A 24,083-nucleotide genomic window follows, 5' to 3' on the forward strand; every position below is an offset into this window, starting at 1 on the left:
GTCGCCTCCCTAAGAAATACAATAATATATTGTAGGGTAGGACTCCAGTTTCGTTAGGGGGCCGTGGAGATTATGCAGGTCTTTGGAGCGATTTTTGCGAAATCACTGCATTTTGGCAAAGAAGACCTGCACATTTGAGCGTCTTTCGCTCTCTTTTCGGAAAAAGGTAGAAATCCAATGTACTTTTGCTTGTCTTTGCAACGTCCCTGCTTATGTCTCGTTTCATGCCTTCGCTCTGTATCTGAGAACGAGCAGCAAATAACACAGGACTGCCCCTATATCCGCTCCTGCTATCACTATCCCCATGGGAACGGCCGTTTCTCCTCCGCCCAAGCCTACCAGAGGCGCCACCAACGCGCCGAAGATCATGGACATCAGACCCAGCAGCGCAGAGGCGCTGCCCGCAACCTTGCCTTGGTTCTGCATTGCCAGAGAAAAACAAGCCGTGCTAACAATCCCGACACTCGAGACGACAAAGAATAACGGAATCATCACTCCATACAAGCCGGCTCCGGACAGAATCATCACGAGCAGCGTCGTCCCGCCTAATGAAGCCATTCCGAGGCCGCAGACCAGCAGCTTCGTCTCGCTGATTCTTCCCGCCAGCCTGCCGGTAACCTGGGTAGCCATAATGATGCCGAGCCCGTTGATGGCGAAGAAGACGCTGAACATTTGCGGCGAGGCCCCATAGATATTTTGAATAACAAAGGGCGATCCGGAAATATACGCGAACATGCCGGCACTTACAAGGCCCTGGGATAGAGCATAGCCTATGAAGATCCGGTCTCTGAACAGCCCGCGGAAAGTCGACAGCGTATTCTTGATCCCGCTCTGGGAACGCCGTTCGCGCGGCAGTGTTTCCGGCAAGCCGAACAAGGCGGCCATCAGCATAATAAAGCCCAAGAGACCCAGGACGACAAATACCCCCTGCCAGGATACGTAACGCAGCAGTTGTCCGCCTATGATCGGAGCAAGGATGGGAGCCGCCCCGTTAACCAGCATCAGCAGCGCGAAGAACTTGGTCAGCTCTGCCCCCGAGTACAGATCCCGTACTACCGCTCTCGAAACGACGACGCCGACCGAACCGGACAAGCCTTGAATAAGTCTCAGCGCTATCAATACTTCGATCGAAGGACTGATTGCGCATAGCAGAGACGAAGCGGCGAAGATGACGAGGCCGATCATTAACGGGGTACGTCGCCCATAGATATCACTCAGCGGCCCGGCGAAAAGCTGACCTAACGCAATCCCTGCCAGGAAGCAGGTCAGACTTAGCTGCACCAGCGAAGGATTCGTCTGAAGCTGCTCCGCCATGATCGGCAATGAAGGCAAATACATATCGATGGAGAGTGGCCCGATGGCACTCAGCATCCCCAGTACGGCAGCCATCTTGTATCGGTTAGACCGAGATAGCTTCTGCGGTATCATTTCCGTACCTAACATCGGATTGCCCATAAGCTCATACCTTTCTTGACAAATTGAATGAATAAGCCGAAGCGGCTGTTAGTTGCCAAACTAACTAATTCATTCTAGCAAATCTGACTTCATTGTCAATGGTTATGGGCACTTCATGATTATTTTCGCTTCCACGACCCTTTAGGCCAACGAAACGGTTCCACATGTCTGAGCATCGTCATAAATACCGTCGCCCATTGTTCTTCATTCAATGAGCATATCGGTGAATTGCGGTCCGCTGCAATATTTTTAACCAGATGCTTGATTTGTGGCGGGGTAAAAATTCCAAGCAGCGCTTCACTAATCGGAAGCCTAGGATGCTTCAGCCCATAATCCGCCATGGCCCGAAACCGCAAATGCTGGTTATGCGGGACAAGCGGCTGCTTCCTTCGGCGAATCCGCAGCAGGGCCGAATCGACTCTGGGCGGTGGTGAGAAGAAGTGTCTGGGCACCTCTCTTACCAGCTTCAGCTCGAACCACATTCTCCAAGTCAAAATGCGTGCATTCACAACCGGTGTGGAAGTAAACCGTTTTGCAGCCCCCTTCTCCACCATCAGCAAGGCTTTCTGCAGGAGAGCGGACGGGGTATCCAGAAGCTTGCCGAGAATGGCCGTTGTTATGGAGTATGGAATGTTCGCTACGACGGAATAAGCCTCACGGGGAAGCGCGGTTTCCCTGATATCTCTCGGAATTATCGTGATATTCGCATGCTTTCGCGATTTGTCGCGAAGCACCTCAATGAACCCGGGATCATTCTCGACCGCCAGCACCTTTTCCGCTTTTTCGGCGAGAGGCAGAGTGAGAACGCCCTTACCCGCCCCGATTTCGAAAATCGTATCTGTTTCTCTAACTTCCGCGATCTCGATCATCTCTGCGATGATCCGTTTATTATGCAGCAAATGCTGACCGGAAAAGTTAGGTCCTTCTACACACTTTCGCACCTTGCGATGCCGTTTGTTTTGTCTTTTCATGCCGCTCCTCCATTATCTGATGAAATAAAAAAAACACAGACCGCTGCCTGTGCTTATCCATCACTGGAGGAAGACATGCCAAGGACTTCCCTCCTTCGGGAATCTGGAAGATCCATGGTGTTTTTTCCCATATATCGACTCGACTTGAAGTCCCTGAAGCATCAGCTTGCTTAAGGGCTCCGCTCAACCGATCGAACCTATAACTTTATTTATACATGCAAGGAGAAACGGCTGTACGTCCTTGGACAAGGACGTACGGTTTCTCGATGAAATATAATAACGGAATAAGCATGAAGCTTATACGCTTATATTTCAAAAAAGAGGTCAGGATCAACCTTCCCTCTTCCCTGCACCCTCTATAAGGTTACGTTAAAAATGGGCAGATCATTCCGATTGCTCTGCACAGGCAGAGGCTTTGAGCAGTATTCAATTATCTGCACAAAGTTCTCAATCGAATGAAAATTATAATACCCACACGTAACCCTCCGTTCACTAAAAGTAATTTCATGCTAACATATCGGAAACCGACTCACAACCTGATCAATCTGTAATAAATCGTTATAATCAAATTTTCCGCCGTGTCCCACCTTGTTTTTTCACTTTCCAATCCCCTCCCTTGACCTTTCCCTGAATTTTGGCATTCGCAGTCTTTTTGCGGACATTTACATTCAGCCCGGAGTATAGACAGGGACTCCATTATTGCCGATAGTCATCCTGTATCTCGTGCCATTAGGGGCATGCACATAAATACCGTCGAAGTTGCTTGACCCTTGAACGAGGACGGCGGCCGTCTTGCCCTCGGCACAGTTGTCGGCTACCTGCACGTTGCTGGTCGTCCCCGTGACGCTGATGCCGTACTGATTCTGGTTGCCGGAAGGGGCTTTACGGACCGTATTTCCGGCAACCTTGCCGTTCCTGGCTTTATTGGCTACGAGGATGCCGCTGCGCGTATTGTCGGTTTCGGTGGCTGGCGAGCTGATCATATTCCCCTCTACATGAAAACCGTCCATGCTTTGAATGAAGATTCCCGTTCTTCCGCAGCGGCGTATCTGGTTATGGCCTATATAAATGCCCGACGTATGTCCTTGATTCTGATAGTCCGCATCCGGCTCCTCGGTATACACCGCTTCCGTCTTAATATCCTGGAAACGATTGCCGCTTATGGACGTATCGCTGACATAGGATAACAGCACTCCGCGATACTGATTGCGGAACAGATTATTGGCAATCTGCACATTATGGGTCCACCGCAATGTAATGCAATTATGGCTGGCCGACCCGTCTTCGAAGAGATTGTCTGCAATAACGACGGACTCCATCTTGGCATAAACATTGTTGGTCTTGGGCCATCCCGCGCCATAGATATTTTCCGACCGGGTTCCTTTGAATATATTCCCTGAAATCACTATATTTTTACCCGACTGGGGAAGACCGCTCTGCACTCCGTCCGCATCCTTCGACGATTCGGTATTGGCCTGCGGATTCGACAGCATGATTCCCCGGTTGCAGTTCAGAAACAAATTGTTTGTGACAAACAATTCCGCATACTTGAAGCTTCTTACTCCGGCGAAGGTCATGCCTTCGAACGTATTTCCATAAATTTTTATATTCGAGTTGTATAGATTGTGAACGGCATAATGATTGCCCACTCCAGCCGGCCAAGCTTGTGTGCCCGGTGTGCCGCTGGCGCCGAAATAACAGTTGCGGACGGTTATGTTCCGGCAGGGGGTTCCGTCAAACACGCCGATTATCGAGAAGCCCTCCTTCGTATGATTGGCAATTTGAATCGCCTCGGCATAATTTCTCGACTGATTGGGTGTATCGTCCTTGTACCCGAGAAAACGGCAGTTCTCGATCAGCACGTTCTCGCAAGCGTTCATGTCCACGCCGTGAGCCGATACAACGTCTCTCAATTCTACATCGCGAATAATGATATTCCTTCCCCGGGCCAGGCCGAAGCCGTTAAAGTCATCCGGGTACTGCAAAATATTCCCTTCCCAAACTCCCCCCTCGATAATAATATCGCCGTGCCCTTCGTACCCCTGAAAGCTATCGTTCAGCTTCCCGTTGGCCATAAAGGAATAGTCATGGCAGCGCAGCAGCGTGGCGCCCTGCTGCATGCTGAATCGCGTCCGGCGATAGATTCGCAGCGTATCGGTCACTTTATAGGTGCCTTTCGGAACGACAATATGCGTATAGCTGTTGTGCAGCGCCTGATTCAGCGCATTCTGAATGGCCGGCGTATCATCGGTTATCCCGTCGCCGACAGCTCCGAAATCGCGAACGTTGAGCACCGGGCTTGTTCCTTTGGCCGAAATCGAAGGCTTATCCAGCGGACTGTAGACATTTTCCGTAACCGGCATGGCGGAAACTCCGGAAACGGTCCGCAGCATGCTGCTTCCTGCAACTAGAGCCAGTCCGGTCATTCCCAAGGAGGTTAACATCCTCCTCCGGCTGATTCGGTGATCGGGCCTCTCCTGCTCCTCGGGATTATCCGGCCTCCCCTGCTTCTGTTGATCCGGCTCTTCCTGCAGCTTCTGCTTTTCCTGCTCCAACATCCCTCATTCCTCCTCGCATGACATGGAATAGGTTAATGCTTTATCCCAAGCTCCCGGCAATCAGGTCTCCTTGCCTTCCCCTGCACTATCCTTTCCGGGTGGCTCCCAATCCTTCTCCGTCTTCACTTGAATCGTCTTGCCGTCGGTATGAAGCAAAATATGTCCATGCAGGCCGGTGGTATACACCTCGGTGCCTTTTTTCTCCAGCCGCTCCTTCAAATTCGGGCTCTGAAATATATTCTGGCTTATAATGGCGATCTGCGGCGATACCGCCCGCAGGAACGCCTCCGACGACGAGGTCGATTCGCTGCCGTGATGGGGAATGTCCATCATATCGGACTTCAGCTTGTCTGCCCATGGGGAGGCGGTAAGCTCAATTTCCCTGTGCTTGTAAATGTCCGCAGTGAACAGAAACGTACGCTCGCCATAGGTCATTCGGAACACCATCGAATAATCGTTAATCTCCGGAGCGGAGAACACTTTCACCGCATCGGGCAGCTCCCCCTTCGGCGGGCTGAGCACTTCGAACCGAACCTGATCGCCAAGCTGAAAAACATCGCCATCCTCCAGCGTTCGGACAGGAACCTTCTTCTCTTCCAGAGGGCTCATCGCATTGGTATATGCGGAAGACTTTGTATACGGCAGATTGATCATATAAAATTGCTTGATTTCCTTCTCCTTCGCCACGGTGGCAAAGCCTCCGATATGATCGATATGCGGATGCGTATTGAGTGCGATGTCCAGCGTGTCGATGCCCAGCTTGTTCAAATAGTCGACCACTTGCGTCCCTGCTTCCGGCAGCCCCGAGTCGACCAGCATCGTTTTGCCGTCCGGTGAAATAATCAGAAAGCTGTCTCCCATCAGGTCCTTGCCATCCAGATAAAAATAACGAATCGTCAGTTGATCCTTATAGGCCTCCCGGTCGAATATTTCCTCAGTTCGCACACTCGCTTCTTCCGGTACGGCCGGTGGCTCTATTTCGGAAGTCGCCTTCGTGCAAGCCGCCAGCATTGCTGCAGCGGCGGCCAGCATGAAGAGAGCTCTGCAGACGCCGTTCATTCGGATGAACATTTTGAAAGCCTCCTTTCCCGGTTGTTCTATCCGGTGGAATGCAAGCCGCATCCCCTGTTCCGGGAGTCTGTCCGACGGCACTTCCCCGAATGCGCTTTCACTGTTCCGAGTCACGGATCAACCGTCTTCATCGGCTAATAGCTTTGAACGATTCGGTTTACAATACCCCGGACAGACTTCCTGGGATCGGTCATATCCTCCTGCAGACTTAATTGCTTCCCTTGTAGCGCTCGTAAGCTTGCTTGTAAATGGTCATGTAATCTTCCAGTCCCATTTTCTTGACGGTCTCGACATATTTATCCCAATCCGACATCGGCTGGGAGCCTGTAATGAATTTCGCCTCCATCTCGGTGATGTAAGACTCGATATCGGAGCCGACCGTAGAGCGGAATTCGGTCTCCTCCTCGGTATAGTTGAAGCTGTTCCAGAGCTCCTTGACCGCGTAAGGCTTTGCTTTCTCCCCTACTTCTATCGACTCGGGCAGCGTCTCGGAGCCTTTGAAGTATTTCTCCTGCACATACCCGGGATAGCTGCCGCCCAGCCAGGTAATATATTTGGCCAGCGCCTGGTCCATCGTAAGCCCTTCCGGATTGTTGGTGATTTCCTCTACAAATTCCAGCTTGCCTTCGGGAGTCGTTCTGTACGTCTGTCCTTCGATGCCCATGAAGTAGAATGTAGCCCCTTCGTCGCCGAAGAAATGGTCGATCCAGCGGACGGTCGCTTCAGGATGCTTGTTCTTATCCGTGATGACGAAAGCTCCCGGCCATACGGCAGGCACTTTGATATGGGAATACAGCCGGTCCCCGTGCGGTCCCTCAAGCGCTCCAAGACCGACGTACCCCGGTTGGTTGAGCTGGGTCTTGGGGTTCGGATTAATGGTGGCTCCGAATACGCCTTTCTGGCCTTTGGCATACAGAGCGGCCGTTTTGATCGTAAAGATTTCCTTGTCGATCAGACCCTCGGTGTACAGCTTGCGTACATATTCGATCACTTCCTTGTATTTCGGATCGATGCGGAAGAAACGCAGCTCGTTCGTCTCCGGATCTACATCGACGTATTTATGGCCCAACCCGCGGTTGCCGAACCCCCATGCTCCTCTAAGCTGCTCCAGCAGCGGATTGATCCCCCCGCCGGCATAAGGGATTTCATCCGCCTCCCCGTTCCCGTTCAGATCGGTTTCCTTGACAGCCTTTAAATATTGGTACAGCTCCTCGGTGGTCGTCGGCTCCGGCATGTTGAGCTTATCCAGCCATTCCTTGTTCACCCACAGCGGCGTACCGATAAGCATAGGCAGAAATTCCGGGCTGTAGAACGACGGGAAGGAATAGATGTTACCGTCCGGCATCGTCAAGCCCCTCTTCAGGTCCGGATATTTCTCCAGCAAGCTTTTGAAATTGGGAGCATATTTGTCGATAAGATCGTTCAGCTTGATGAAGGTACCCTGAGCCCCGTATTTCATCAAGTCCGCGGCAGGGACCCTTGCTGAGTAGAAGGCGTCGGGATAATCTCCTCCGGCCAAAGCCAAATTGCGCTTCTCTGTCAAATTCTCGAACGGCACCAGCTGGAAGGTAATGTTCATGTTCGACATTTTGGCGTATTCTTTCCACACCAGTGTTTCCTCGAAATTATTTCCGTTGGTCGCCGCTTTCCCCGTAAAGAAGGTTAAACTAATCTGCTCCTTCACGATCGGCATTCCCGTCAGATTCAGATTTGTAACTTCTTCCGTTTCCGGCGATGGCTCGTTTCCTTCCTTGACTTCCTTGCCGCCGCCGCTGCAGGCCGATAACAGGCTGCCGCTCATGGCGACAGTCAGCATGACGGAGGCCCATTTATGATTTCGCATTGCTTCTTCCTCCCTCTTCTCCAAACGTTATCTATTGATTAGTTAAAAGGGGCTAGCCCCTAAGAACTCCTAGTGATTCACAGTTCACACGAACCTTCTTCGGAAAGGCCCAAAGCCATTAGTCCCGATGCGGCCCATTATCCCTTGACCGCCCCGATCATAACACCTTTGACGAAATATTTCTGCAGGAACGGATACAGCAATAGAACCGGCAAGTTGGCTACAATGACCACCGCGTATTTAATCGCTTCGCCTTCCATGACGTTACGGGCATGGGAGTCATCGCCGACGCCGAGCATCTCCTGCATCTGCCCCTGGATCAGAATTTCCCGCAGGAACAATTGCAGAGGGTATTTGTGCCGGTCGGTCAAATACATAAGGGCGCTAAAATAAGAGTTCCAGTGGCCGACACTGTAGAACAGGATCATGACCGCGATGATGGGCAGGGACAACGGCAGCACGATACGCGTAAGGATGCCCAGATTGGAGCAGCCGTCGATCGAGGCGGCCTCCTGCATTTCATAGGGAATGGAGCTCTGAAAAAAAGTACGCATAATCAGGATGTTGTACACGGATACCGCTCCCGGAATAATGAGCGCCCACATGGAATTGAGCATGCCCAGCTTTTTGACTAGAAGGTAGGTAGGCACCATTCCCCCGCTGAAGAACATCGTGAACACCATCAGCGCCGCGATGAGATTGCGTCCATAGAAGTCTCTGCGAGAGAGCGGATACGCCGCCGCCACGGACAGAACCAGATTGATCGCCGTACCGACCGTCGTATACAGGATCGTGTTCATATACCCGGATAGAATTTCGTGATTCTGGAATATCTTCTTGTAACCCATCCATGTAATCTCTTTCGGCCACAGCCACACTTCTCCCTGCATAACCGCTTCGGGATGGCTGATGGACGCAACGAGGACGAAGATCAGCGGATACAGAACGATGACGGATATGACCGCCAGAATGGCGTGGACAGCCCATTCGAACAGCTTATCACCGAAGCTTTGATTGTTCATGCACTTCACCTCCTACCATAGGCTTGTATCATTCACTTTGCGGGCGATCCGGTTAACGATAACCAGCAGAATAAAGTTGACCACGGAGTTGAATAGCCCGACCGCTGCGGAATAGCTGTACTGTCCGTCGATGATTCCCTTGCGGTATACATGGGTGGCAATGACGTCTGAGGCCGGCATGTTCAGCGAGTTTTGCATCAGAAATACTTTCTCGAAGCCGACGCTGAGCAGAGAGCCCATGTTCAGAATGAGCAGAATGGTGATGGTCGGAACGATCCCCGGCAAATTGATGTGCCAGATGCGCTGCCAGCGGCTGGCTCCATCCACCCGGGCCGATTCGTGCAGTTGAGGATCGATCCCGGTCAAAGCTGCGAGATAAATGATCGAGCTCCAACCCATCTGCTGCCATACACCCGACATTACGTACACGGTTTTGAACCAGGCGGGCTCGGTCAGGAACTCGATAGGTTCTCCCCGGAACCAAGTGATGATCAGGTTGACCAGACCGGTCTGCGGCGACAGGAAGATAAGAATCATTCCCACCATGACGACCGTGGACAGGAAGTGAGGCGCATACGTCACCGTCTGCACGAAGCGGCTGAATGCCCTGGAACGAACCTCGTTGATCATCAGCGCCAGAATAATGGGAACCGGGAAGCCGACGAACAATTGGTACAGCCCGATTCCGAGAGTGTTTTTGAGCAGCCGCCAGAAGTAATAGCTTTCAAAGAAACGTTCGAAATGCTGGAAGCCAACCCACGGGCTGCCCCAAATGCCTTTGGTCGCGATAAAATTTTTGAATGCGATCTGTACGCCGTACATCGGAACATATTCAAAGAGAATAAAGAATGCGATGACCGGTGCGATGAGTAAATACAAGTCCCAGTTTTTCCGTATCCGTCTTAGGATCACGGACCGTTTCCGGCTGAGACCAACCTCCGCCTGCACCGGCGGCACGGGCTGTTTTGACAAGCTCCCACCCCTTTCGTCTATTCATTCCGGAGCATACCAGAGGACCCGGAGAAATGGGAATATACACTTCTTTCGGTAGCTTGCAGCACATTGTCACGCAGAAAAAAATGATAACTATATAAAAAAGGGCATGTTTTACAATAAATCAGCTTTCTGTATAATGAAGACATGTTTCATGAAAGCGCTTCTATAAAAAGGAAGCCCGATTAAACGTAAGGGAGCATGTGCGATTGAAATGGGCCTTATTGAACCGCCAAACATTGGTCTTCAAGGTTTTTTTCAGCTTTCTGGTCATCATTCTGCTGTTTTCCGTCTTCAATCTTCTGTCCGTCCATTTATTCAACCGGAGCGTGCAGAACGAGATCATCCAATACAACCGCCTGATGCTTAGAAATGCGGCGGAGCGGTACGAGACTCATCTCGAGAGAATCAGGACATTGCTGTTCGACATTTATATGAACGAACAGGTCGTAGCCTTCAACCGCCAGTTGCACAGGAAAACGGAAGACGAAATCGATTATTGGAAAGCCGGAGATGTGTTGAAGAGCCTCCGCTCCCCGGCATACAATCCGATGTTTTTTCTCAATAATTTTTTTCTCTATTTCGATTCGCAAAATTTGATTGTAGAAAAGGAAGGAACCGTCGAGGCGGAGATGATGTTTACCAAATTTTACGAGAGCGACGCCTACCCTCTCTCCTTTTGGAAGGAAGAGCTTACCAGGGACAGCAACTATGTGCTGCATCCGGAAGCGACGTTCACCGTCTCTACGTTGAATTCCTCGGTGGATGTCCAGCTCATCCCGTTTTCATTCCGGGCTACTTCCTCCAATTACCTGGCCATCGCGCTGCTGGATGCCCGGGCGCTGCAGGAAGCGTTTTTCGGCAGCGATAACAGACATTTTATGATTTTGACCCAGGACGGCTCGCTGCTGTACCGTTCCTCCGATGCCTTGGCGGCCGAGGAAATTCCTTCCTTTGCGAATGGCAAAGAGTATGGCTTGTCCGGCGATTACTATTTCTTCATCGACAGAGGAGCCGATCTAACTTATGTAACGGCAGTGCCATATGCGAATATTGCATCCCAGGTTCGAAATGCCAGCCTCATGCTGCTTCTGATCTGCGCGGTGTCCATTGTGATCGGAGTGTTCGTCAGCGTGTTCCTAAGCCGCAAGATCAACCGGCCTGTGAAGCAGATGGTCACCTCGATCTTGCGCAGAGACCCGGTTAAGCTGCAAAGCGCCATTCTGGAGTTCGATCTGATTCACCAGAACATCTATGAGCTAATGAAGGAACGGGAATCGATCCAGAAAGACCTGTCCGGCAAAAGATCGCTGCTGACCAGCTTCGGCTACATCAACAAGTTAAAGGCCATTACATCCGATATTAACGAATGGAAAGATATCGCCGAGATGGACGAACCGTTCGTGATCGTGCTCTATCAGCTTCACTTCAAAACCCGGATCGTCGCCAGCAGTCAGATGAAGCCCGAGCGGATGGCCTATTACATCCAGGAGTATATTAATGTCGTCATTTCCGAAAGAATGCCTTCCGCACATACATTTCAAATCGAGAACAACCAGATTCTATCCCTGATCCGCAGCGAGGAAATCCCGGGGGCATTGGAGGATGCGCTGGCAAGGCTGAAAGCGATTTTGGATCGGGATAAGTCTTATTTTCTGGTGACCATTGCTGTAAGCTCGGTCTATGATCAGGCAGTCAAGCTTAGCGAGGCTTACCGCCAAGTGCTGGAGCTGGCACTGCAGGCACGGCCGCTGGATGAATGCCAGGTGATCCGGGATTACCGGCGGCTTCCTGCCCATCCCGTTCTCACAGTGCCCCAAGAGCAGGAGCTGTACGCCAATTTGCAGGCGGGCAACCACCTCTTCTGTACCGCCTTCATGGAACGGATGCTGGGTCAGATGGATAAGAAGGAGGCCAGTCTGCATCAGCTTCGCGAGCTGGCTATGGGGGTCGTCGTGAGGGTGGCTAAAATGCTGGAGCCTTACGGGGTGGACGCAGATTCATCCATGCGGCAAAAGCAGCTTGAGCTCATGGAGGAATGCTGTACGATTGAGCAGTTCAAGCAATTCCTGGCCCAGTTGTTTCACACAGCGGCAGACATCGTACAGTCCAGAAAACAAGAGGAGGACCCGATCATCACCTTCGTCATGGATTATGTGGTAAACCGATTTGCTGAAGATTTATCTCTCGATCTGTTGGCCGATAAGCTGAATCTGTCGGTAGCGTACTTATCCGTCTATATCAAGGAGAAGACCGGAGCCAATTTCAGCGAGCACATTAATGCGGTCCGCATCAGCAAGGCGAAGGAGATGCTGCTCGAAACCGATTTGAGCGTGAAGGAAATCAGCTTGAGAATCGGATACCAGAACGTCACCTCCTTCATTCGAATGTTCAAGAAAATGACGGGCAGCCCGCCGGGAGAATACCGGAAGAACAAGCTGATCGAAGCCGGGGGCGGTGAATTCCCTGACCGGGTCACCGCCTCAGATTGAGACCGCAGCCGTATTATTTTTTGTCCCTTGACCGGCCTCCCTCCCTGTGAAAATGTATATAGGGGCGAGCTCTCATCGCCCGCCCCTACTGAATTACAAAATAAAGTAAAACATGACGCCTTTCTGGGTATTTACCACCCCATACTTACTCTCATGCAGCTCCAGAATATGCTTGACAATAGCCAGCCCGAGACCCGTGCCCCCCGTTTTCCGGTTGCGTGACCGCTCGGCGCGGTAGAACCGTTCCCATATATGCTCCAATTGGTCCGGAGGAATCCCGTCACCTTCATTTTCTATAGACATCCGCACGCGTCCCTCTTCATCCTCGATCCGTACGGTGATCTCGCTTCCGGGAACCGCATACCGGATCGCATTAACCAAAATATTGAAGATCACCTGCTCGATTTTCTCTTGATCCGCATGGACGACCGGCTCGTTGGCCGTGACGGTCACTACCTTCAATTGCTTGCCGTTCAGATGGTGGGACAATTTATCGACGATCTCCTCCATCAGCTCGCTTACCCAGAAGCTGCTTTTCCTCAGCTTGATGGTTCCGGATTCCAGCTTCGTCAATTCGAGCATATCTCTCACCAACGCCTCCATCTTTCCGGTCTCATCCAAGATGACATCCAGATACCGCTCCCGCTTGCTCTCCCCCACGCCGTCCTTCAACCCTTCGGCGAAGCCGCGAACAATGCTCAGAGGTGTTTTAAGCTCATGGGAAGCGTTGGACACGAACTCCTTCTGCATCTGCTCTATTCGCTGCTTATGCTCCATATCTTCGCGAAGCTGCCGGTTGGCCTGCTGCAACTCCTGCAGCGTGGTATCGAGCTTCTCGGACAAGCCGTTCAGGCTGTCTGACAGACTCCCGAATTCATCCTGGCTGCGAATCGGAGATTTCACCGAAAAATCGAGCCTGGCCATTCTCAGTGCAATCCGGTTAAGGGAAAGCAGCGGCTTGGCCACTATTTTGGAAAAAATAAGGGAAAGCAAGAGAATGAGTGCGCACCCTCCGATTCCGATATACATATAAAACAATTGCAGTGCATCATTGGCTTCACTGATTTGCTGCAAGGAGGTTATCGCCATGATGAGCTCATTGACCCGCCCTTCCTTCATGACCGGCTGAATGGCCACCAGCAAGCGCATTCCTGTCCAAGGCTCCGTCCACTCCTCGATGACGGATTGGCCGTTATTAAGCTTGCTCTCATGTGCTTCCGACAGGGGAAACCATTCATCAAGAGCCAGCCAAAGCATCCCCTGGCGCAAATTCAAATGGTTGGGATCAGGCAGCAGCAAATCGGTAATCTGGCCCGAAATCCGATCGAGTTCCAGTTCTTCCACTCCCTTGAGGCTGCCGATATCCTGGGCCCCTTCCTTTTTGATAACGACAGGGTAGAAGAAATCATTCGTTCCCTCCTCGAACAGCCCTTCGACCTCAATCCAATCCCCGCGCATCAGATTGGCATTCAATAAATTTTCCCGCTCCGAAGGGTGAATCAGAGACAAGGAAATTTTGACGAAATGCCCGTCATTCTCCCGGATGGTGATACGGAAAGGAGTTTCTCGCTTCATATGGCCTTCCGGGGTCAGAATCGCCAATTGAGTTTTATATCGGGTAATGAACAAGGCAATTTCCCGGTCCATTCGCGTATCATCCCACTGCTTCTGGGCATATTGCTGCTCGAAGGCCAGAAGCTTCTTCTCCAGGTCCGCCATCTTCTTATGCTGATAGAACTTTTCAAAAAACAGAAGCTGTCCCAGCATGATGATGGCATAGAACAGCAGGAAGAAGAGCGCGGTGATCGCGAACAGCTTGAATACGACGCCCCGCCTCTTCATAAGTCTTCCTCAAATTTATAGCCGGCGCGGATGACTGTTCGGATATGGCGGGCCTCGCCGCCCAGCTTGCTGCGCAATTTCTTAATGTGCGTGTCGACAACCCGCAGATCGCCGAAATAATCGAAGCCCCAGACGTTGTCCAGTATCGTCTCCCGGGAAAGCACGATGCCGGCGTTTTTGACCAGGAACAGCAGCAGTTCATATTCCTTCGGTGTCAGCTCGATCCGCTGCCCCTCTATCTCTACGCAATGGGCTCGCTTGTTAATCGTAAGCCGGCCGAAGACCATCAGATGATCGTCCCGGCCAATCGTTCCTTCCACCCGCTTCATTAAAGTTTTGGCCCGAGCGACCAGCACCTTGGGGCTGAAGGGCTTGGTCACGTAATCGTCCGCCCCCAGCTCGAAGCCCAGCATTTTATCATCATCTTCCGATTTCGCGGTAAGCATAATGATCGGCAAATCCGACTTCGAACGGATGGACTTGCAGACGGTCCATCCATCCAGCTCCGGCATCAGAATATCGAGGATGACGAGATCGACCTGCAAATACTCGAGCATTTCCAACGCTTGCTTGCCGTTCTCCGCCTCATATACGGTCCAATGGTCCCGCTCGAAATAGTCTGCCAGAATTTCGCGGATCCGGCTTTCATCCTCTATCAAGAGCACCTTCCACTCCATTTAGCGTCCCCCGTTTACCGTTCAAGTATAATTCGCTTCTGTCTGAAGCAGCCAGGCTGCCTGTATGGTTAGTGCGAACAGAAGACATCTCTTACCCCAGTATAGCAAACTGTTGTGTTTTCTATGTGTTTGCCTGCTATTCTATTTTACTTATACTAAGATGCGGCCGGAAGGCATGCCCCATATTCCGTATCGCGGTTTATGCCCGGCTCCTTTTTCTTGAACACATGGAATACACATCGTGAAACTATAATAGAGTAAATGCAGTACCGGAACTAGAGAAAAAAGAAGTTTTTCCAATCTCCGGGGGCAGTTTATCGCAGAAATTAAGGAGGAAGTATTGCGATGCTGATAGAATTAATCCCCATCCTGTTTACTTCAGGCAGCCTTAGCGCTGGAATGCTGTCGATGATTCAGATTTTTGAAGGAGAGGCCCGTCACGCTGTATTGTTTGTCTTCCTGGCGGCGTTGATTAACGGCATGGGCTGTTATGCTTCTCATAGGCTCCAGCGTTCCAATGAATTCGGGAAAGAACTCCGTTCCTTGTCCGAACTCGTTACCTTCGGAGCCGCACCTTCCATGATCCTGTACGTTGCTGCCTTTAACCAAATCAATGCTCTCGGCTTGGTCATCACCGCCTTGTTTCCGATATGCGGCGCTCTTAGGCTCGCCAGATACAATATCGTATCGTCCCGTAACGGCCGTCATTCGGGGCTGCCCATACCGGTTGCGGGCTGTGCTCTTTCCGCCTTGGTGCTTATCGGCTCCCAGCTTAATACATGGATTATGAGCCTGCTCGTTATTATTCTCTCCTGGCTCATGATCAGTACTATCAGAATGCCTACTTGGAGCAGGGGCAAGCCTTTACCGGAGTCCAACGAAAGCATTACGCCTCACTAGAACGGAGATATTTATATGGAATTTGTCCAGGAAATGATCGCACAATACGGATATCTCGCCTTGTACTGTCTTCTGGCTCTTGGGATCATCGGCTTGCCCATACCCGATGAAGTGCTGATGACCTTCGTCGGGTATTTGGCGTCCATGGGGATTTTGCGCTATACGGCAGCGGTTGTAGTCAGTCTTCTCGGATCCATGTCCGGCATGATCCTTAGTTACGAGCTGGGTCGTAAAATCGGCAAACCGCTGGTGTGGAAGTTCGGCAAATGGATCTGGCTGACGCCGAAAAGGCTGGAGAAAGCGGAGGGTTGGTTCAACCGCTACGGAATGTGGGCCGTCAGCTTCGGCTATTTCATCCCCGGAATCCGCCATCTAACCTGCTACCTGTCCGGGGTCAGCGGGATGAAGCGAACCACCTATTGGCTCTTTGCCTCTATTGGGGCGGTGGTATGGTGTGTCTTGTTTATCACTATCGGATATTTTATCGGGGTTCAATTTGTTTAAGGTAATCTAACAGGAAAGACCGGTCCTCCGGAAAAGCCAGCTCCAGGTCTTCCAGTTCACTTGCCGATTTCCAGGCAACCTCATAAATCAGACCGTCGGGATCCTGGATGGCTGCGGCTCCGCCGACTTTTTCCACCTCATAATAAGTCACAGTGAATTCCGTCTGCAGATGCGTTCCTTTTTTTTCGAAGAGCTTGCGGATGACTTTCGCTCTATAACCCGTTTCCTCATGAATTTCCCGGATACAGCATTCTTCCAGAGTTTCACCCTCTTCCTGGCCTCCTGACGTCACAGACCAGACCTTCTTCTCTTCCGGCTTGCCTTGTAACACCATAAGAATCTGCTTCGACTCATTCACACAAACACCCGCCGAGCCGGACCAATGTTTCATGAAAGAACCTCCTCCATTAGTATATGGATCGGGCAGTCCCGATTTCCGCCCGTTAATCGAATACCGCTTCTTTATCGGGTTCTCTTAACCATGCAAATAACGTTTGGAGCTGAGTTCGGGTGGTTCGCGATTCGGATAATGCCGGCAACCCGTTCTCCGTGAAAAACCGTGCCTCCGAAGTCTCCAGCCCGCCTCCCGCCTCCCCTCCGACAATTTCACACAAGATAAAGAGAACATATTCCGGATAAGGGGCCGGAAGCGGATAATGCAGCCTTTTGTCCAGCAGCCCGAGCAGACGGACAGGGGCCGCATCGAATCCGGACTCTTCCTTGATTTCTTTGACAGCCACCTCTGCAGGAGACAGACCGATATCGGCCCATCCTCCGGGCAGTGCCCAGTTGCCATCGGTCCGTTCTCTCACCAGCAATAGCTTTCCTTCGTTAAAAATGACTGCACGCACAGCTACCTTCGGGGTAATCCTCCCTGTTGCATCGGCAAATAACGTTGTTATTTTTTCGCTTTCAGCAAATACACTGCCGTTAAGCATTTCCAAGCCGAGCTCTCTTAGCTGCTCGAAGCGTTCCAAGTTATAAACATCTTTGGAATGAGCCAATCCGGCTTGACTGATAGCTTGCAGCCGGTCCGCCCACTTGAGCCATTTATTCTCCATGTTTTTCATCTCCCGTCCGGTATTGAGACTATTCCTGCTCCTGCAGCAGCTTCACCAGACGTTTGGGAGCGGCCCGCATATACGCTTCACGAAGCAATTCACCCAGCTCCCCCCAGTCCAGAGGCTGGTCGGCCTTGATCGATACCCAGCCGTGATGACCGATATATGGGGTTTTAAAGAAACGGCCTTGGTGCAAAAGCAGCTCTTGATTTTCCCGATCCGACTTGAACGACAAGCCGGCAGGACCTTCATTTTCTCCCATTATAATAAAAGATTTGCCCCTGACCTTAAAGGTGGTATGCCCGAACCCGTCAATGATTTCTTCCACCTCCGGCAAGGAGGCGCACAGCTTGCGGACCTGCTTGAGCATCTCTATTCCCTGTTCCGATTTCAAGCTTTTAGGTTCATGCATCGCCCTACCTCCTGGATGTCTATAGGATTCTTGCTTCTTCTTTTCTTATTCGTCCTCGAGCGGCAAAGTCCTTTTCCGAGGTTATCTGTTTCTTACAAGAACTGTAAGTCACCATGGGATGAAAACCATGCAGAATCTTATGTAAATAGAAAGCCTGCAATTCTGCATGATTTCGGCCGTTTGGCCCGGTAACCACTGCAAAGCCTGAAAAAATACATCTTTTTTATCGTTTGAGGGGAGGTCGGACGATTTTGTAAGGAAAATAATGTATTATCGCAGGCTTTTCGCCGAGCTGTTCCGAATCGACTTAAAATTGATGTATAATCACAGGAATTTGTACCCGCTGTAAAAGGTCATGCCTTCCTCATATCGCGGTCGTTCTTACTTTGCGGAGAGCCCCAATAGAAAAAAAGCCCTTCCCCGCGGGGAAAGGCTCGTTGACCCGGCTTGCAAGCTCATTGGCAAATCCGGTCTATCAGTCCATATTCAAGGGTCTCTTGGGCGGACATATAGTAATCCCGGTCCGTATCCTTCTCCACCTTCTCCAGAGGCTGCCCGCTCTTCTCCGCGAGCACACGGTTGATGCGGTCGCGGGTATTCAGAATGTTCTTGGCATGGATGGCGATGTCTGTCGCCTGGCCTTTGATTCCGCCGCCGCCCACCCAAGGTTGATGGATCATCACTTCGGCATTCGGAAGGGCCAGCCGTTTGCCTTGGGCTCCTGCGGCCAGCAGGACAGCGCCGAAGGAAGCGGCCAGACCGACGCAGATGGTGGATACATCCGGCTTCACGTGCTGCATGGTATCGTAAATCGCGAATCCGGCGGATGTCGATCCTCCCGGACAGTTAATATACAGATGAATATCCTTATCGGGATCGTCTGCAGCAAGAAACAACAACTGGGCTATCACGGCATTCGCTACGGAATCGTCAATGGGGGAGCCCAGAAATACGATCCTGTCCCTAAGCAGCCTGGAATAGATGTCGTAGGATCTCTCCACCCCTTTGCTCTGTTCCACTACAATCGGCACAATACTCATTGGATTGTAATCCCCTTTCCTTAAGCCGCGCAGCGCAGCGAATTTGTCGCCGCCGAGGCGTTCTTACTAGCTTGCGGAATGCCAAAACCGGAGGAAACCACGCGGATGACCGGCATATTTGCCCCTGTATCACTGCTTGTATGCAGCACTTGAACAGTCGCCTCCCGTTCGCCCTCTCTCCCCTTCTCCCAGACCAATATCGGCCGGGACGTCACAGGTTCACTCTTGTTATTCATAGGTTACCTCCTTGTTCGGGTTCAGGATAGACGGCCATTAATACGCGGTAGCCGTTCTTCTTGTCCGGGGTTCGATACTTCTCTGCGAGGGCCTTCATGGCTTCCGCATAATCGCGGATGAACGCCTGCCGATCCGCCTCATCCGGCAGATAGACCTCCGTCTCCATCGTTGCGCTTGGAACCTCCTCCGCCTCATCGGACGCCTCCATGAGGCGCAGAGCATCACTGCGCATCCGCTCGGAGAGCGTAATCAGATGCCTCAGCGCCCCTTGCTCCTTCAGCTTGCTTACCGTCTCTTCCGGCCAGCCAAACGATTCCGGAATAATGAACGTTCTGGCAATCGATTGATACAGCACCTCGATCAAATTCTTAACTTGGCGGGTGCCGCTTCTCCGGATCAGACCGACCTTCTCGAGCGCTTTCAGATGATAATTGATTTTTTGCGGGGCTTCTCCCAACTGCCGGCCAACCTCCGATGCGGAGGAAGGCTCGCTCAGGATTCGCAAAATCTCGGCCCGCAGAGGATTCAATAGCGCAAGAGCTTGTTCCGGGCTTTCCAGCCTATAGACTTCCTGTATGTCGATTTCCGCCATTGCTTCGCTCTCCTAAAAATTATTTTTTACGTAAACTTATTTTATTATGATGGTTTGTTTTTGTCAATCCTATTCCTCAGAGGCTAGTCCGAAAGCAGTGGATGGATTTAAGCCTTTTACGCAGGAAATAAATGAGACCGCATTCTTTCCACCTGCCTTTGAAGTCGAAAAAAAGAACCTCCAAGCCCACAGCAATGAGGTTAGAAGTTCCTTTATCTTTATGCAAACTAGGAATGAATGCACCAAACTTATTCCTTTCATCCGCAGTCGGTTGAAACTTTGGTTCCGACTAATCTTACTTCCGCCCTTGCCGGCTAAGCCCAGGGATTAGTCGGCCTCCTCTTCATAAATCTGTCCGGGTCCCGGACAAAGCCGAAGGATTCATACAGCCCATGTGCATCTTTCGTGCCCAAAACTCCTGTCAGTCCGTCTAATTCCTCAGATTGAACAATGAGGTCCACTAACCTCCTGCCAATGCCTTGCCCTCTATACTCTTCGTCAATAAATACATCGCATAAATAATACATAGTGGCCCAATCAGTAATGATCCGGGCAAAGCCGATTTGTCTCGTGCCATGATAGACCCCGTAACAAATCGAATTTTCGATCGATGCCTGCACTTGGGCTAACGTTCTCCGGTTGGCCCAGTAAGAGCGTGATAAAAACTGATGAATGGTTTCGGTCTGCAGCAGAGCCTTATCCTTGCTGATGAAATATTCTCCATTTTTCAAATCCGTCAGCCTCCCTTTATAACGATGCGTATCCAATAAAGCAAGTCACAGCGGTTTGTTGACTTCAGTATACACGAAAAAAACGATGGATTACTGCGACTCTTATTATATTCCGGACGAACATGACAAAAATGAAAGATAACCGTAAGGAAGATCAATGGTGCCGTTTGCCGGGAGGAGGTAAAGTAGACGGTAAGATGAATTTAGATAGAAGGAGTGGGAATATGCTTGAAGTTAGAAATGTATCCAAGGTCTATGAGGGCAAAGTCTCTTACCAAGCACTGTCCAATTTGAATTTAACGATTCAGCAAGGAGAATTTGTCGGCGTCATGGGGCCGTCCGGCAGCGGCAAAACAACACTGCTCAATGTCGTGTCGACCATTGACAAGCCTACTTCCGGCGAAGTCGTCATTGCCGGGAAGAACGCCCATCAACTAAGCAAGCGCAAGCTGGCCTTATTCCGCCGCCGGGAGCTGGGCTTCGTCTTTCAGGACTTCAATCTGCTGCAGACGCTGACGGTTAAGGAAAATATTATTTTCCCTCTGACTCTGGAAAATGTCAGCATCAAGGAACAGGACGAACGCGTGAATCGGATCGCGGACAAGCTTGGCATCGCCCATATCTTGAACAAACGCACCTACGAAATATCCGGCGGCCAAAGCCAACGAACAGCGATCGCACGCGCTATTATTCACTCTCCCAAGCTGATTCTGGCGGATGAGCCGACCGGAAACCTGGATTCGAAAGCGGCCCGCGACGTTCTGGAGATCCTGCAGAAGCTGAACAAGGAGGAGGGCGCCACCATGATGATGGTCACCCATGACTCCCAGGCCGCCAGTTACTGCGACCGCGTTATTTTCATCAAAGACGGCATGCTTTTCAGCGAGCTGCGCCGGACGGACAAGCAGCAAGTATTTTTCCAGGAAATCATGAACGTATTGATGACCATAGGGGGAACGGAAGATGAATTTTCGGCAGTTCGCGTTTAAGAACGTATTCCGCAACAAGCGGCTGTATGCCGGGTATTTCTTCAGCTGCGCTTTCTCGGTCATGATTTTCTTCGTCTACTCGATGCTGGCGTTCCATCCGGAGCTGGATTTCTCCGGTAAGGGTGGTTATGGACAAGGCGCTCAGACGAGTATGGACGTTTCCCAATATATCATTTACTTTTTTACATTTTTCTTTATTCTGTATTCGATGAGCGTTTTCCTGAAATCGCGGAAGAAAGAATTCGGCATCTGCATTATGCAGGGGATGTCCGATTTGCAGCTTAGACGGCTCGTTTTTCTCGAAAATGTCATCATTGGGCTGGCTTCGACCGTGTCCGGCATTGCTATCGGACTGCTGTTGTCCAAAGGTATGCTAATAATGGGAAGCACTGTCCTTACACTGGAGCAGCCTCTCTCTTTCTATTTGCCGACCAAAGCCGCTTTATTCACTTTCGTAGCCTTTGCTCTGTTATTTATATTCATTTCTCTGTTCACCGCCGTTATTTTGCGCAGCAGCTCGCTTATTGACCTGCTGAAAGGCACTGCCAAACCGAAGCCGGAGCCGAAGGCCTCCACTTTCCTCGCCCTGTTAGCGGCTTTCTTGATCCTTGCCGGATACGTGATTGCTTTCGTGGTCAGAGGCGCGATGGTGATTATTGCCCTGCTCCCGGTTGCTCTTATCGTAAGTATAGGAACCTATTTCCTGTTCACCCAGTTGAGCGTTTATATGATTAATAAGCTGAAGAAAAATCAAAAACTGTACCGCAGCAAAACCAATCTGATTACCTTGTCCGATCTGGCCTACCGGATGAAGGATAATGCCCGCATGTTCTTCCTGGTCGCTATCATCTCGACGGTCGCTTTCTGCGCCATCGGGACTTTGGTCGGGATGAAATCCATGTTTACTGCCAAGATAACCGAATCGGTCCCGGCGTTTAAGTACGAATCGTATGCCGGAAATCCACAGGAGGCCGAACATTCCAAGCTCATCGAGCAGGAATTGACGGAGGCCAAGATCAATTACGAGCCTCTGGTCATCCAGAAGAAACGGTTGGAAGATGCGGAAACGAAGAAAAGCTACAGTATCATTTCAGAAACAAACTACAATAAAATTACAAAAGAGGAGATACAGTTAACGGATGGTGAAGCTCTCCTGTTCTATCCGGACAACATGGGCTTCGGAGGGCAACCTGTAGGACAGGAGAAACAAATCTCGCTTCAGGACGGACGCACTTTGGATATCAAGGAGAATACCGTCTTACCGATTGCGCTCCAACAAGTTGAATTCTCCAGAACGGCCATCGTATCTGACGCCGTTTTCCAGTCGCTGTCCGAATCGCTGACGGAATCTACCTCGTACGTATTCCATGTAGAAGATTGGCGGCAAACCTTGAATGTGTCCAAGCAGCTTAATGAGAAGCTGCAAGGCAACGGCGAGCATTACAGCTTCTTCTCAAGGGCTTACGATCTAAACGATATTAATCAGGGCTTCGGGCAAATTCTGCTGACCGGATTGTTCATCGGAGCTGTGTTCTTCGTCGCCGCGGGCAGCTTCCTGTACTTTCGCCTGTACGCGGATTTGGACCATGACCGTGCGCAGTTCCGCTCTATTACGAAGCTGGGGCTGACGGAAGGCGAGCTGTCGAAGATCGTATCGACCCAGATCGGGCTGCTGTTCTTCGTACCGATCATCGTTGCGCTCATTCATGGAGCCGTTGCGCTGAATTCATTGCAGAACACATTCAATGCCAATCTAGTTAAAGAATCGGCACTCGTTCTGGGCTCATTCACGATCATCCAGATCCTCTATTTCTTGTTCATCCGTGCCAACTATGTGAAAAAGCTGAAGGAAGTCATGTAGCCGTCATCCAAACCAGATGATTTAAAAGAGGAGCAGCCGATTCGGCCTGCTCCTCTTTTAATGTTGACTATTCGACCCACCGGACAATATCCTCGAGCTTTTGTCTGCTCTTGGGATACTTCGGCTCTTGTGCTCTGTAGCCAAAGGCCGCCATGACGGATACATCGAGACGTCCTTCTTCCAGCAAGCCCTCCTGTTCCAGCACCTGATGGACCCGATCGTAGTCAAAGCCCTCAATCGGACAGGAATCGATGCCGATCAGAGCGGCAGCAGTCATCATATTCCCCAGTGCAATATAAGTTTGCTTACAGGACCAATCGAATAAAGCCCGCTCGTTATCAAGCAAGTGCCAGTCCGATTCCTGAAACTCTCTATACCTGGGGAGAAGCTTCTCGATCAGGTGATCTGGGTAGTTCTTTACTTCCTTCTGAAGTCTCATCACATATTCCGAATCATACCGGACGTCTTTTCTCGCTAGAATAACGACAAAATGGCTGGCCGTCGGAAGCTGGGTCTGCGCTCCCCAGGAAAATTCCTTTAATTTCTCCCTGAGCGATGGATTCTGGATAACAAGAAATTTCCAAGGCTCGTAGCCGACAGAGCTGGGGGATAACCTTCCGGCCTCTAAAATAAAATGAAAATCTTCATCCGAAATAGGCTTCTCAGGGTCAAACACCTTGGTTGCATGGCGAAAGTGAAAGGCATCGATAATCTCTTGTTTGCGGATACCGGGAGTACTCATGTCATCCACCTCTCTATTTCTTATTAAGCTTCTCGGAAATTGATTTCCGTTGTAGACTCTGGCTTTTCAGCCAGGGTCTTTTATTGTTTC

Annotated in this window: 22 protein-coding genes; 5 read left to right on the forward strand and 17 right to left on the reverse strand. The window is 50.8% G+C overall.

The window, feature by feature from the left end; translation table 11 throughout:
* Positions 1-222: 222 nt before the first annotated feature.
* From ACFQ03_RS19080 to ACFQ03_RS19110, 7 genes are all read right to left on the reverse strand, one after another.
* Positions 223-1,455 (reverse strand): multidrug effflux MFS transporter, encoded by a 1,233-nt coding sequence (locus ACFQ03_RS19080; RefSeq protein WP_449290186.1) that lies wholly within the window; start codon positions 1,453-1,455, stop codon positions 223-225.
* 119 nt (positions 1,456-1,574) lie between these two features.
* A complete protein-coding gene (erm, locus tag ACFQ03_RS19085; RefSeq protein ID WP_150960240.1) occupies positions 1,575-2,426 on the reverse strand; it encodes a 23S ribosomal RNA methyltransferase Erm in 852 nt (283 codons plus the stop codon).
* Positions 2,427-3,094: 668 nt separating this feature from the next.
* A complete protein-coding gene (locus ACFQ03_RS19090; protein WP_379290192.1) occupies positions 3,095-4,984 on the reverse strand; it encodes a NosD domain-containing protein in 1,890 nt (629 codons plus the stop codon).
* A gap of 60 nt (positions 4,985-5,044) precedes the next feature.
* Positions 5,045-6,055 (reverse strand): ComEC/Rec2 family competence protein, encoded by a 1,011-nt coding sequence (locus ACFQ03_RS19095; protein WP_379290194.1) that lies wholly within the window; start codon positions 6,053-6,055, stop codon positions 5,045-5,047.
* A 208-nt stretch (positions 6,056-6,263) separates the two neighbouring features.
* The gene (locus ACFQ03_RS19100; protein ID WP_379290196.1) at positions 6,264-7,898 is read right to left on the reverse strand and encodes an extracellular solute-binding protein; all 1,635 of its coding nucleotides are present in this window, start codon (positions 7,896-7,898) and stop codon (positions 6,264-6,266) included.
* Between the two features lie 137 nt (positions 7,899-8,035).
* Positions 8,036-8,920, reverse strand: a complete 885-nt coding sequence (locus ACFQ03_RS19105) for a carbohydrate ABC transporter permease (protein WP_379290198.1) — start codon at positions 8,918-8,920, stop codon at positions 8,036-8,038.
* A 12-nt stretch (positions 8,921-8,932) separates the two neighbouring features.
* Positions 8,933-9,868: an ABC transporter permease gene (locus ACFQ03_RS19110; RefSeq protein ID WP_225312761.1), complete on the reverse strand. Its 936-nt coding sequence runs from the start codon at positions 9,866-9,868 to the stop codon at positions 8,933-8,935.
* Positions 9,869-10,116: 248 nt separating this feature from the next.
* Between ACFQ03_RS19110 and ACFQ03_RS19115 the strand changes: the two genes are divergently transcribed.
* On the forward strand, positions 10,117-12,405 hold the full coding sequence (locus ACFQ03_RS19115) for a helix-turn-helix domain-containing protein (RefSeq protein WP_379290200.1): 2,289 nt from the start codon (positions 10,117-10,119) through the stop codon (positions 12,403-12,405).
* Between the two features lie 93 nt (positions 12,406-12,498).
* Here ACFQ03_RS19115 and ACFQ03_RS19120 read toward each other — a convergent pair whose 3' ends face one another.
* Both ACFQ03_RS19120 and ACFQ03_RS19125 read right to left on the reverse strand, forming a co-directional pair.
* Entirely contained in the window at positions 12,499-14,247 is a 1,749-nt protein-coding gene (locus tag ACFQ03_RS19120; protein ID WP_379290202.1) for a sensor histidine kinase, read from the reverse strand.
* Positions 14,244-14,924 carry a response regulator transcription factor gene (locus tag ACFQ03_RS19125; RefSeq protein ID WP_144937252.1) on the reverse strand — a complete coding sequence of 227 codons (681 nt, stop codon included), beginning with the start codon at positions 14,922-14,924 and terminating at the stop codon, positions 14,244-14,246. Before ACFQ03_RS19125 ends, ACFQ03_RS19120 begins: the two co-directional genes overlap by 4 nt.
* A 345-nt stretch (positions 14,925-15,269) precedes the next feature.
* Here ACFQ03_RS19125 and pssA point away from each other — a divergent pair, with 345 nt between their 5' ends.
* Positions 15,270-15,824: a CDP-diacylglycerol--serine O-phosphatidyltransferase gene (gene pssA / locus ACFQ03_RS19130; RefSeq protein WP_379290205.1), complete on the forward strand. Its 555-nt coding sequence runs from the start codon at positions 15,270-15,272 to the stop codon at positions 15,822-15,824.
* A 15-nt stretch (positions 15,825-15,839) separates the two neighbouring features.
* Positions 15,840-16,328 carry a DedA family protein gene (locus tag ACFQ03_RS19135; protein ID WP_379290207.1) on the forward strand — a complete coding sequence of 163 codons (489 nt, stop codon included), beginning with the start codon at positions 15,840-15,842 and terminating at the stop codon, positions 16,326-16,328.
* Here ACFQ03_RS19135 and ACFQ03_RS19140 read toward each other — a convergent pair.
* The 7 genes from ACFQ03_RS19140 to ACFQ03_RS19170 form a co-directional block, all read right to left on the reverse strand.
* Positions 16,306-16,719: an NUDIX hydrolase gene (locus ACFQ03_RS19140; protein WP_379290209.1), complete on the reverse strand. Its 414-nt coding sequence runs from the start codon at positions 16,717-16,719 to the stop codon at positions 16,306-16,308. The genes ACFQ03_RS19135 and ACFQ03_RS19140 overlap by 23 nt on opposite strands.
* 52 nt (positions 16,720-16,771) lie before the next feature.
* Positions 16,772-17,389, reverse strand: a complete 618-nt coding sequence (locus ACFQ03_RS19145) for an NUDIX hydrolase (protein WP_379290211.1) — start codon at positions 17,387-17,389, stop codon at positions 16,772-16,774.
* 28 nt (positions 17,390-17,417) lie between these two features.
* Positions 17,418-17,801, reverse strand: coding sequence for an MmcQ/YjbR family DNA-binding protein (locus ACFQ03_RS19150; RefSeq protein WP_379290213.1), 384 nt, complete (start codon positions 17,799-17,801; stop codon positions 17,418-17,420).
* 455 nt (positions 17,802-18,256) lie between these two features.
* On the reverse strand, positions 18,257-18,841 hold the full coding sequence (gene clpP, locus ACFQ03_RS19155) for an ATP-dependent Clp endopeptidase proteolytic subunit ClpP (protein WP_379290215.1): 585 nt from the start codon (positions 18,839-18,841) through the stop codon (positions 18,257-18,259).
* Positions 18,842-18,861: 20 nt separating this feature from the next.
* The gene (locus ACFQ03_RS19160; RefSeq protein ID WP_144937269.1) at positions 18,862-19,077 is read right to left on the reverse strand and encodes a hypothetical protein; all 216 of its coding nucleotides are present in this window, start codon (positions 19,075-19,077) and stop codon (positions 18,862-18,864) included.
* A complete protein-coding gene (locus ACFQ03_RS19165; RefSeq protein WP_379290217.1) occupies positions 19,074-19,670 on the reverse strand; it encodes an ArsR/SmtB family transcription factor in 597 nt (198 codons plus the stop codon). Before ACFQ03_RS19165 ends, ACFQ03_RS19160 begins: the two co-directional genes overlap by 4 nt.
* Positions 19,671-19,984: 314 nt before the next feature.
* Complete coding sequence (locus ACFQ03_RS19170; RefSeq protein ID WP_144937275.1) at positions 19,985-20,401, reverse strand: GNAT family N-acetyltransferase; 417 nt, start codon at positions 20,399-20,401, stop codon at positions 19,985-19,987.
* A 224-nt stretch (positions 20,402-20,625) separates the two neighbouring features.
* On the opposite strand from ACFQ03_RS19170, the gene ACFQ03_RS19175 reads away from it, so the two are divergent.
* Positions 20,626-21,390, forward strand: a complete 765-nt coding sequence (locus ACFQ03_RS19175) for an ABC transporter ATP-binding protein (protein ID WP_144937278.1) — start codon at positions 20,626-20,628, stop codon at positions 21,388-21,390.
* The gene (locus ACFQ03_RS19180; protein ID WP_144937281.1) at positions 21,365-23,251 is read left to right on the forward strand and encodes an FtsX-like permease family protein; all 1,887 of its coding nucleotides are present in this window, start codon (positions 21,365-21,367) and stop codon (positions 23,249-23,251) included. Before ACFQ03_RS19175 ends, ACFQ03_RS19180 begins: the two co-directional genes overlap by 26 nt.
* Before the next feature lie 67 nt (positions 23,252-23,318).
* On the opposite strand, the gene ACFQ03_RS19185 is transcribed toward ACFQ03_RS19180, so the two are convergent.
* Positions 23,319-23,993, reverse strand: coding sequence for an NAD(P)H-dependent oxidoreductase (locus ACFQ03_RS19185; protein WP_144937284.1), 675 nt, complete (start codon positions 23,991-23,993; stop codon positions 23,319-23,321).
* Positions 23,994-24,083: the final 90 nt, after the last annotated feature.

Source organism: Paenibacillus residui (genome assembly GCF_042677205.1).
GTDB classification, from domain to species: domain Bacteria; phylum Bacillota; class Bacilli; order Paenibacillales; family NBRC-103111; genus Paenibacillus_L; species Paenibacillus_L residui.

Bases quoted from the DNA above. Each gene is read 5' to 3' on its own strand.
- erm (WP_150960240.1), bottom strand. From the start codon at position 2,426: ATGAAAAGACAAAACAAACGGCATCGCAAGGTGCGAAAGTGTGTAGAA.
- ACFQ03_RS19165 (WP_379290217.1), bottom strand. From the start codon at position 19,670: ATGGCGGAAATCGACATACAGGAAGTCTATAGGCTGGAAAGCCCGGAA.
- ACFQ03_RS19145 (WP_379290211.1), bottom strand. From the start codon at position 17,389: ATGGAGAATAAATGGCTCAAGTGGGCGGACCGGCTGCAAGCTATCAGT.
- ACFQ03_RS19180 (WP_144937281.1), top strand. From the start codon at position 21,365: ATGAATTTTCGGCAGTTCGCGTTTAAGAACGTATTCCGCAACAAGCGG.
- ACFQ03_RS19125 (WP_144937252.1), bottom strand. From the start codon at position 14,924: ATGGAGTGGAAGGTGCTCTTGATAGAGGATGAAAGCCGGATCCGCGAA.
- ACFQ03_RS19140 (WP_379290209.1), bottom strand. From the start codon at position 16,719: ATGAAACATTGGTCCGGCTCGGCGGGTGTTTGTGTGAATGAGTCGAAG.
- ACFQ03_RS19095 (WP_379290194.1), bottom strand. From the start codon at position 6,055: ATGTTCATCCGAATGAACGGCGTCTGCAGAGCTCTCTTCATGCTGGCC.
- pssA (WP_379290205.1), top strand. From the start codon at position 15,270: ATGCTGATAGAATTAATCCCCATCCTGTTTACTTCAGGCAGCCTTAGC.
- ACFQ03_RS19120 (WP_379290202.1), bottom strand. From the start codon at position 14,247: ATGAAGAGGCGGGGCGTCGTATTCAAGCTGTTCGCGATCACCGCGCTC.
- ACFQ03_RS19090 (WP_379290192.1), bottom strand. From the start codon at position 4,984: ATGTTGGAGCAGGAAAAGCAGAAGCTGCAGGAAGAGCCGGATCAACAG.
- ACFQ03_RS19100 (WP_379290196.1), bottom strand. From the start codon at position 7,898: ATGCGAAATCATAAATGGGCCTCCGTCATGCTGACTGTCGCCATGAGC.
- ACFQ03_RS19160 (WP_144937269.1), bottom strand. From the start codon at position 19,077: ATGAATAACAAGAGTGAACCTGTGACGTCCCGGCCGATATTGGTCTGG.
- ACFQ03_RS19135 (WP_379290207.1), top strand. From the start codon at position 15,840: ATGGAATTTGTCCAGGAAATGATCGCACAATACGGATATCTCGCCTTG.
- ACFQ03_RS19080 (WP_449290186.1), bottom strand. From the start codon at position 1,455: ATGGGCAATCCGATGTTAGGTACGGAAATGATACCGCAGAAGCTATCT.
- clpP (WP_379290215.1), bottom strand. From the start codon at position 18,841: ATGAGTATTGTGCCGATTGTAGTGGAACAGAGCAAAGGGGTGGAGAGA.
- ACFQ03_RS19105 (WP_379290198.1), bottom strand. From the start codon at position 8,920: ATGAACAATCAAAGCTTCGGTGATAAGCTGTTCGAATGGGCTGTCCAC.
- ACFQ03_RS19185 (WP_144937284.1), bottom strand. From the start codon at position 23,993: ATGAGTACTCCCGGTATCCGCAAACAAGAGATTATCGATGCCTTTCAC.
- ACFQ03_RS19175 (WP_144937278.1), top strand. From the start codon at position 20,626: ATGCTTGAAGTTAGAAATGTATCCAAGGTCTATGAGGGCAAAGTCTCT.
- ACFQ03_RS19150 (WP_379290213.1), bottom strand. From the start codon at position 17,801: ATGCATGAACCTAAAAGCTTGAAATCGGAACAGGGAATAGAGATGCTC.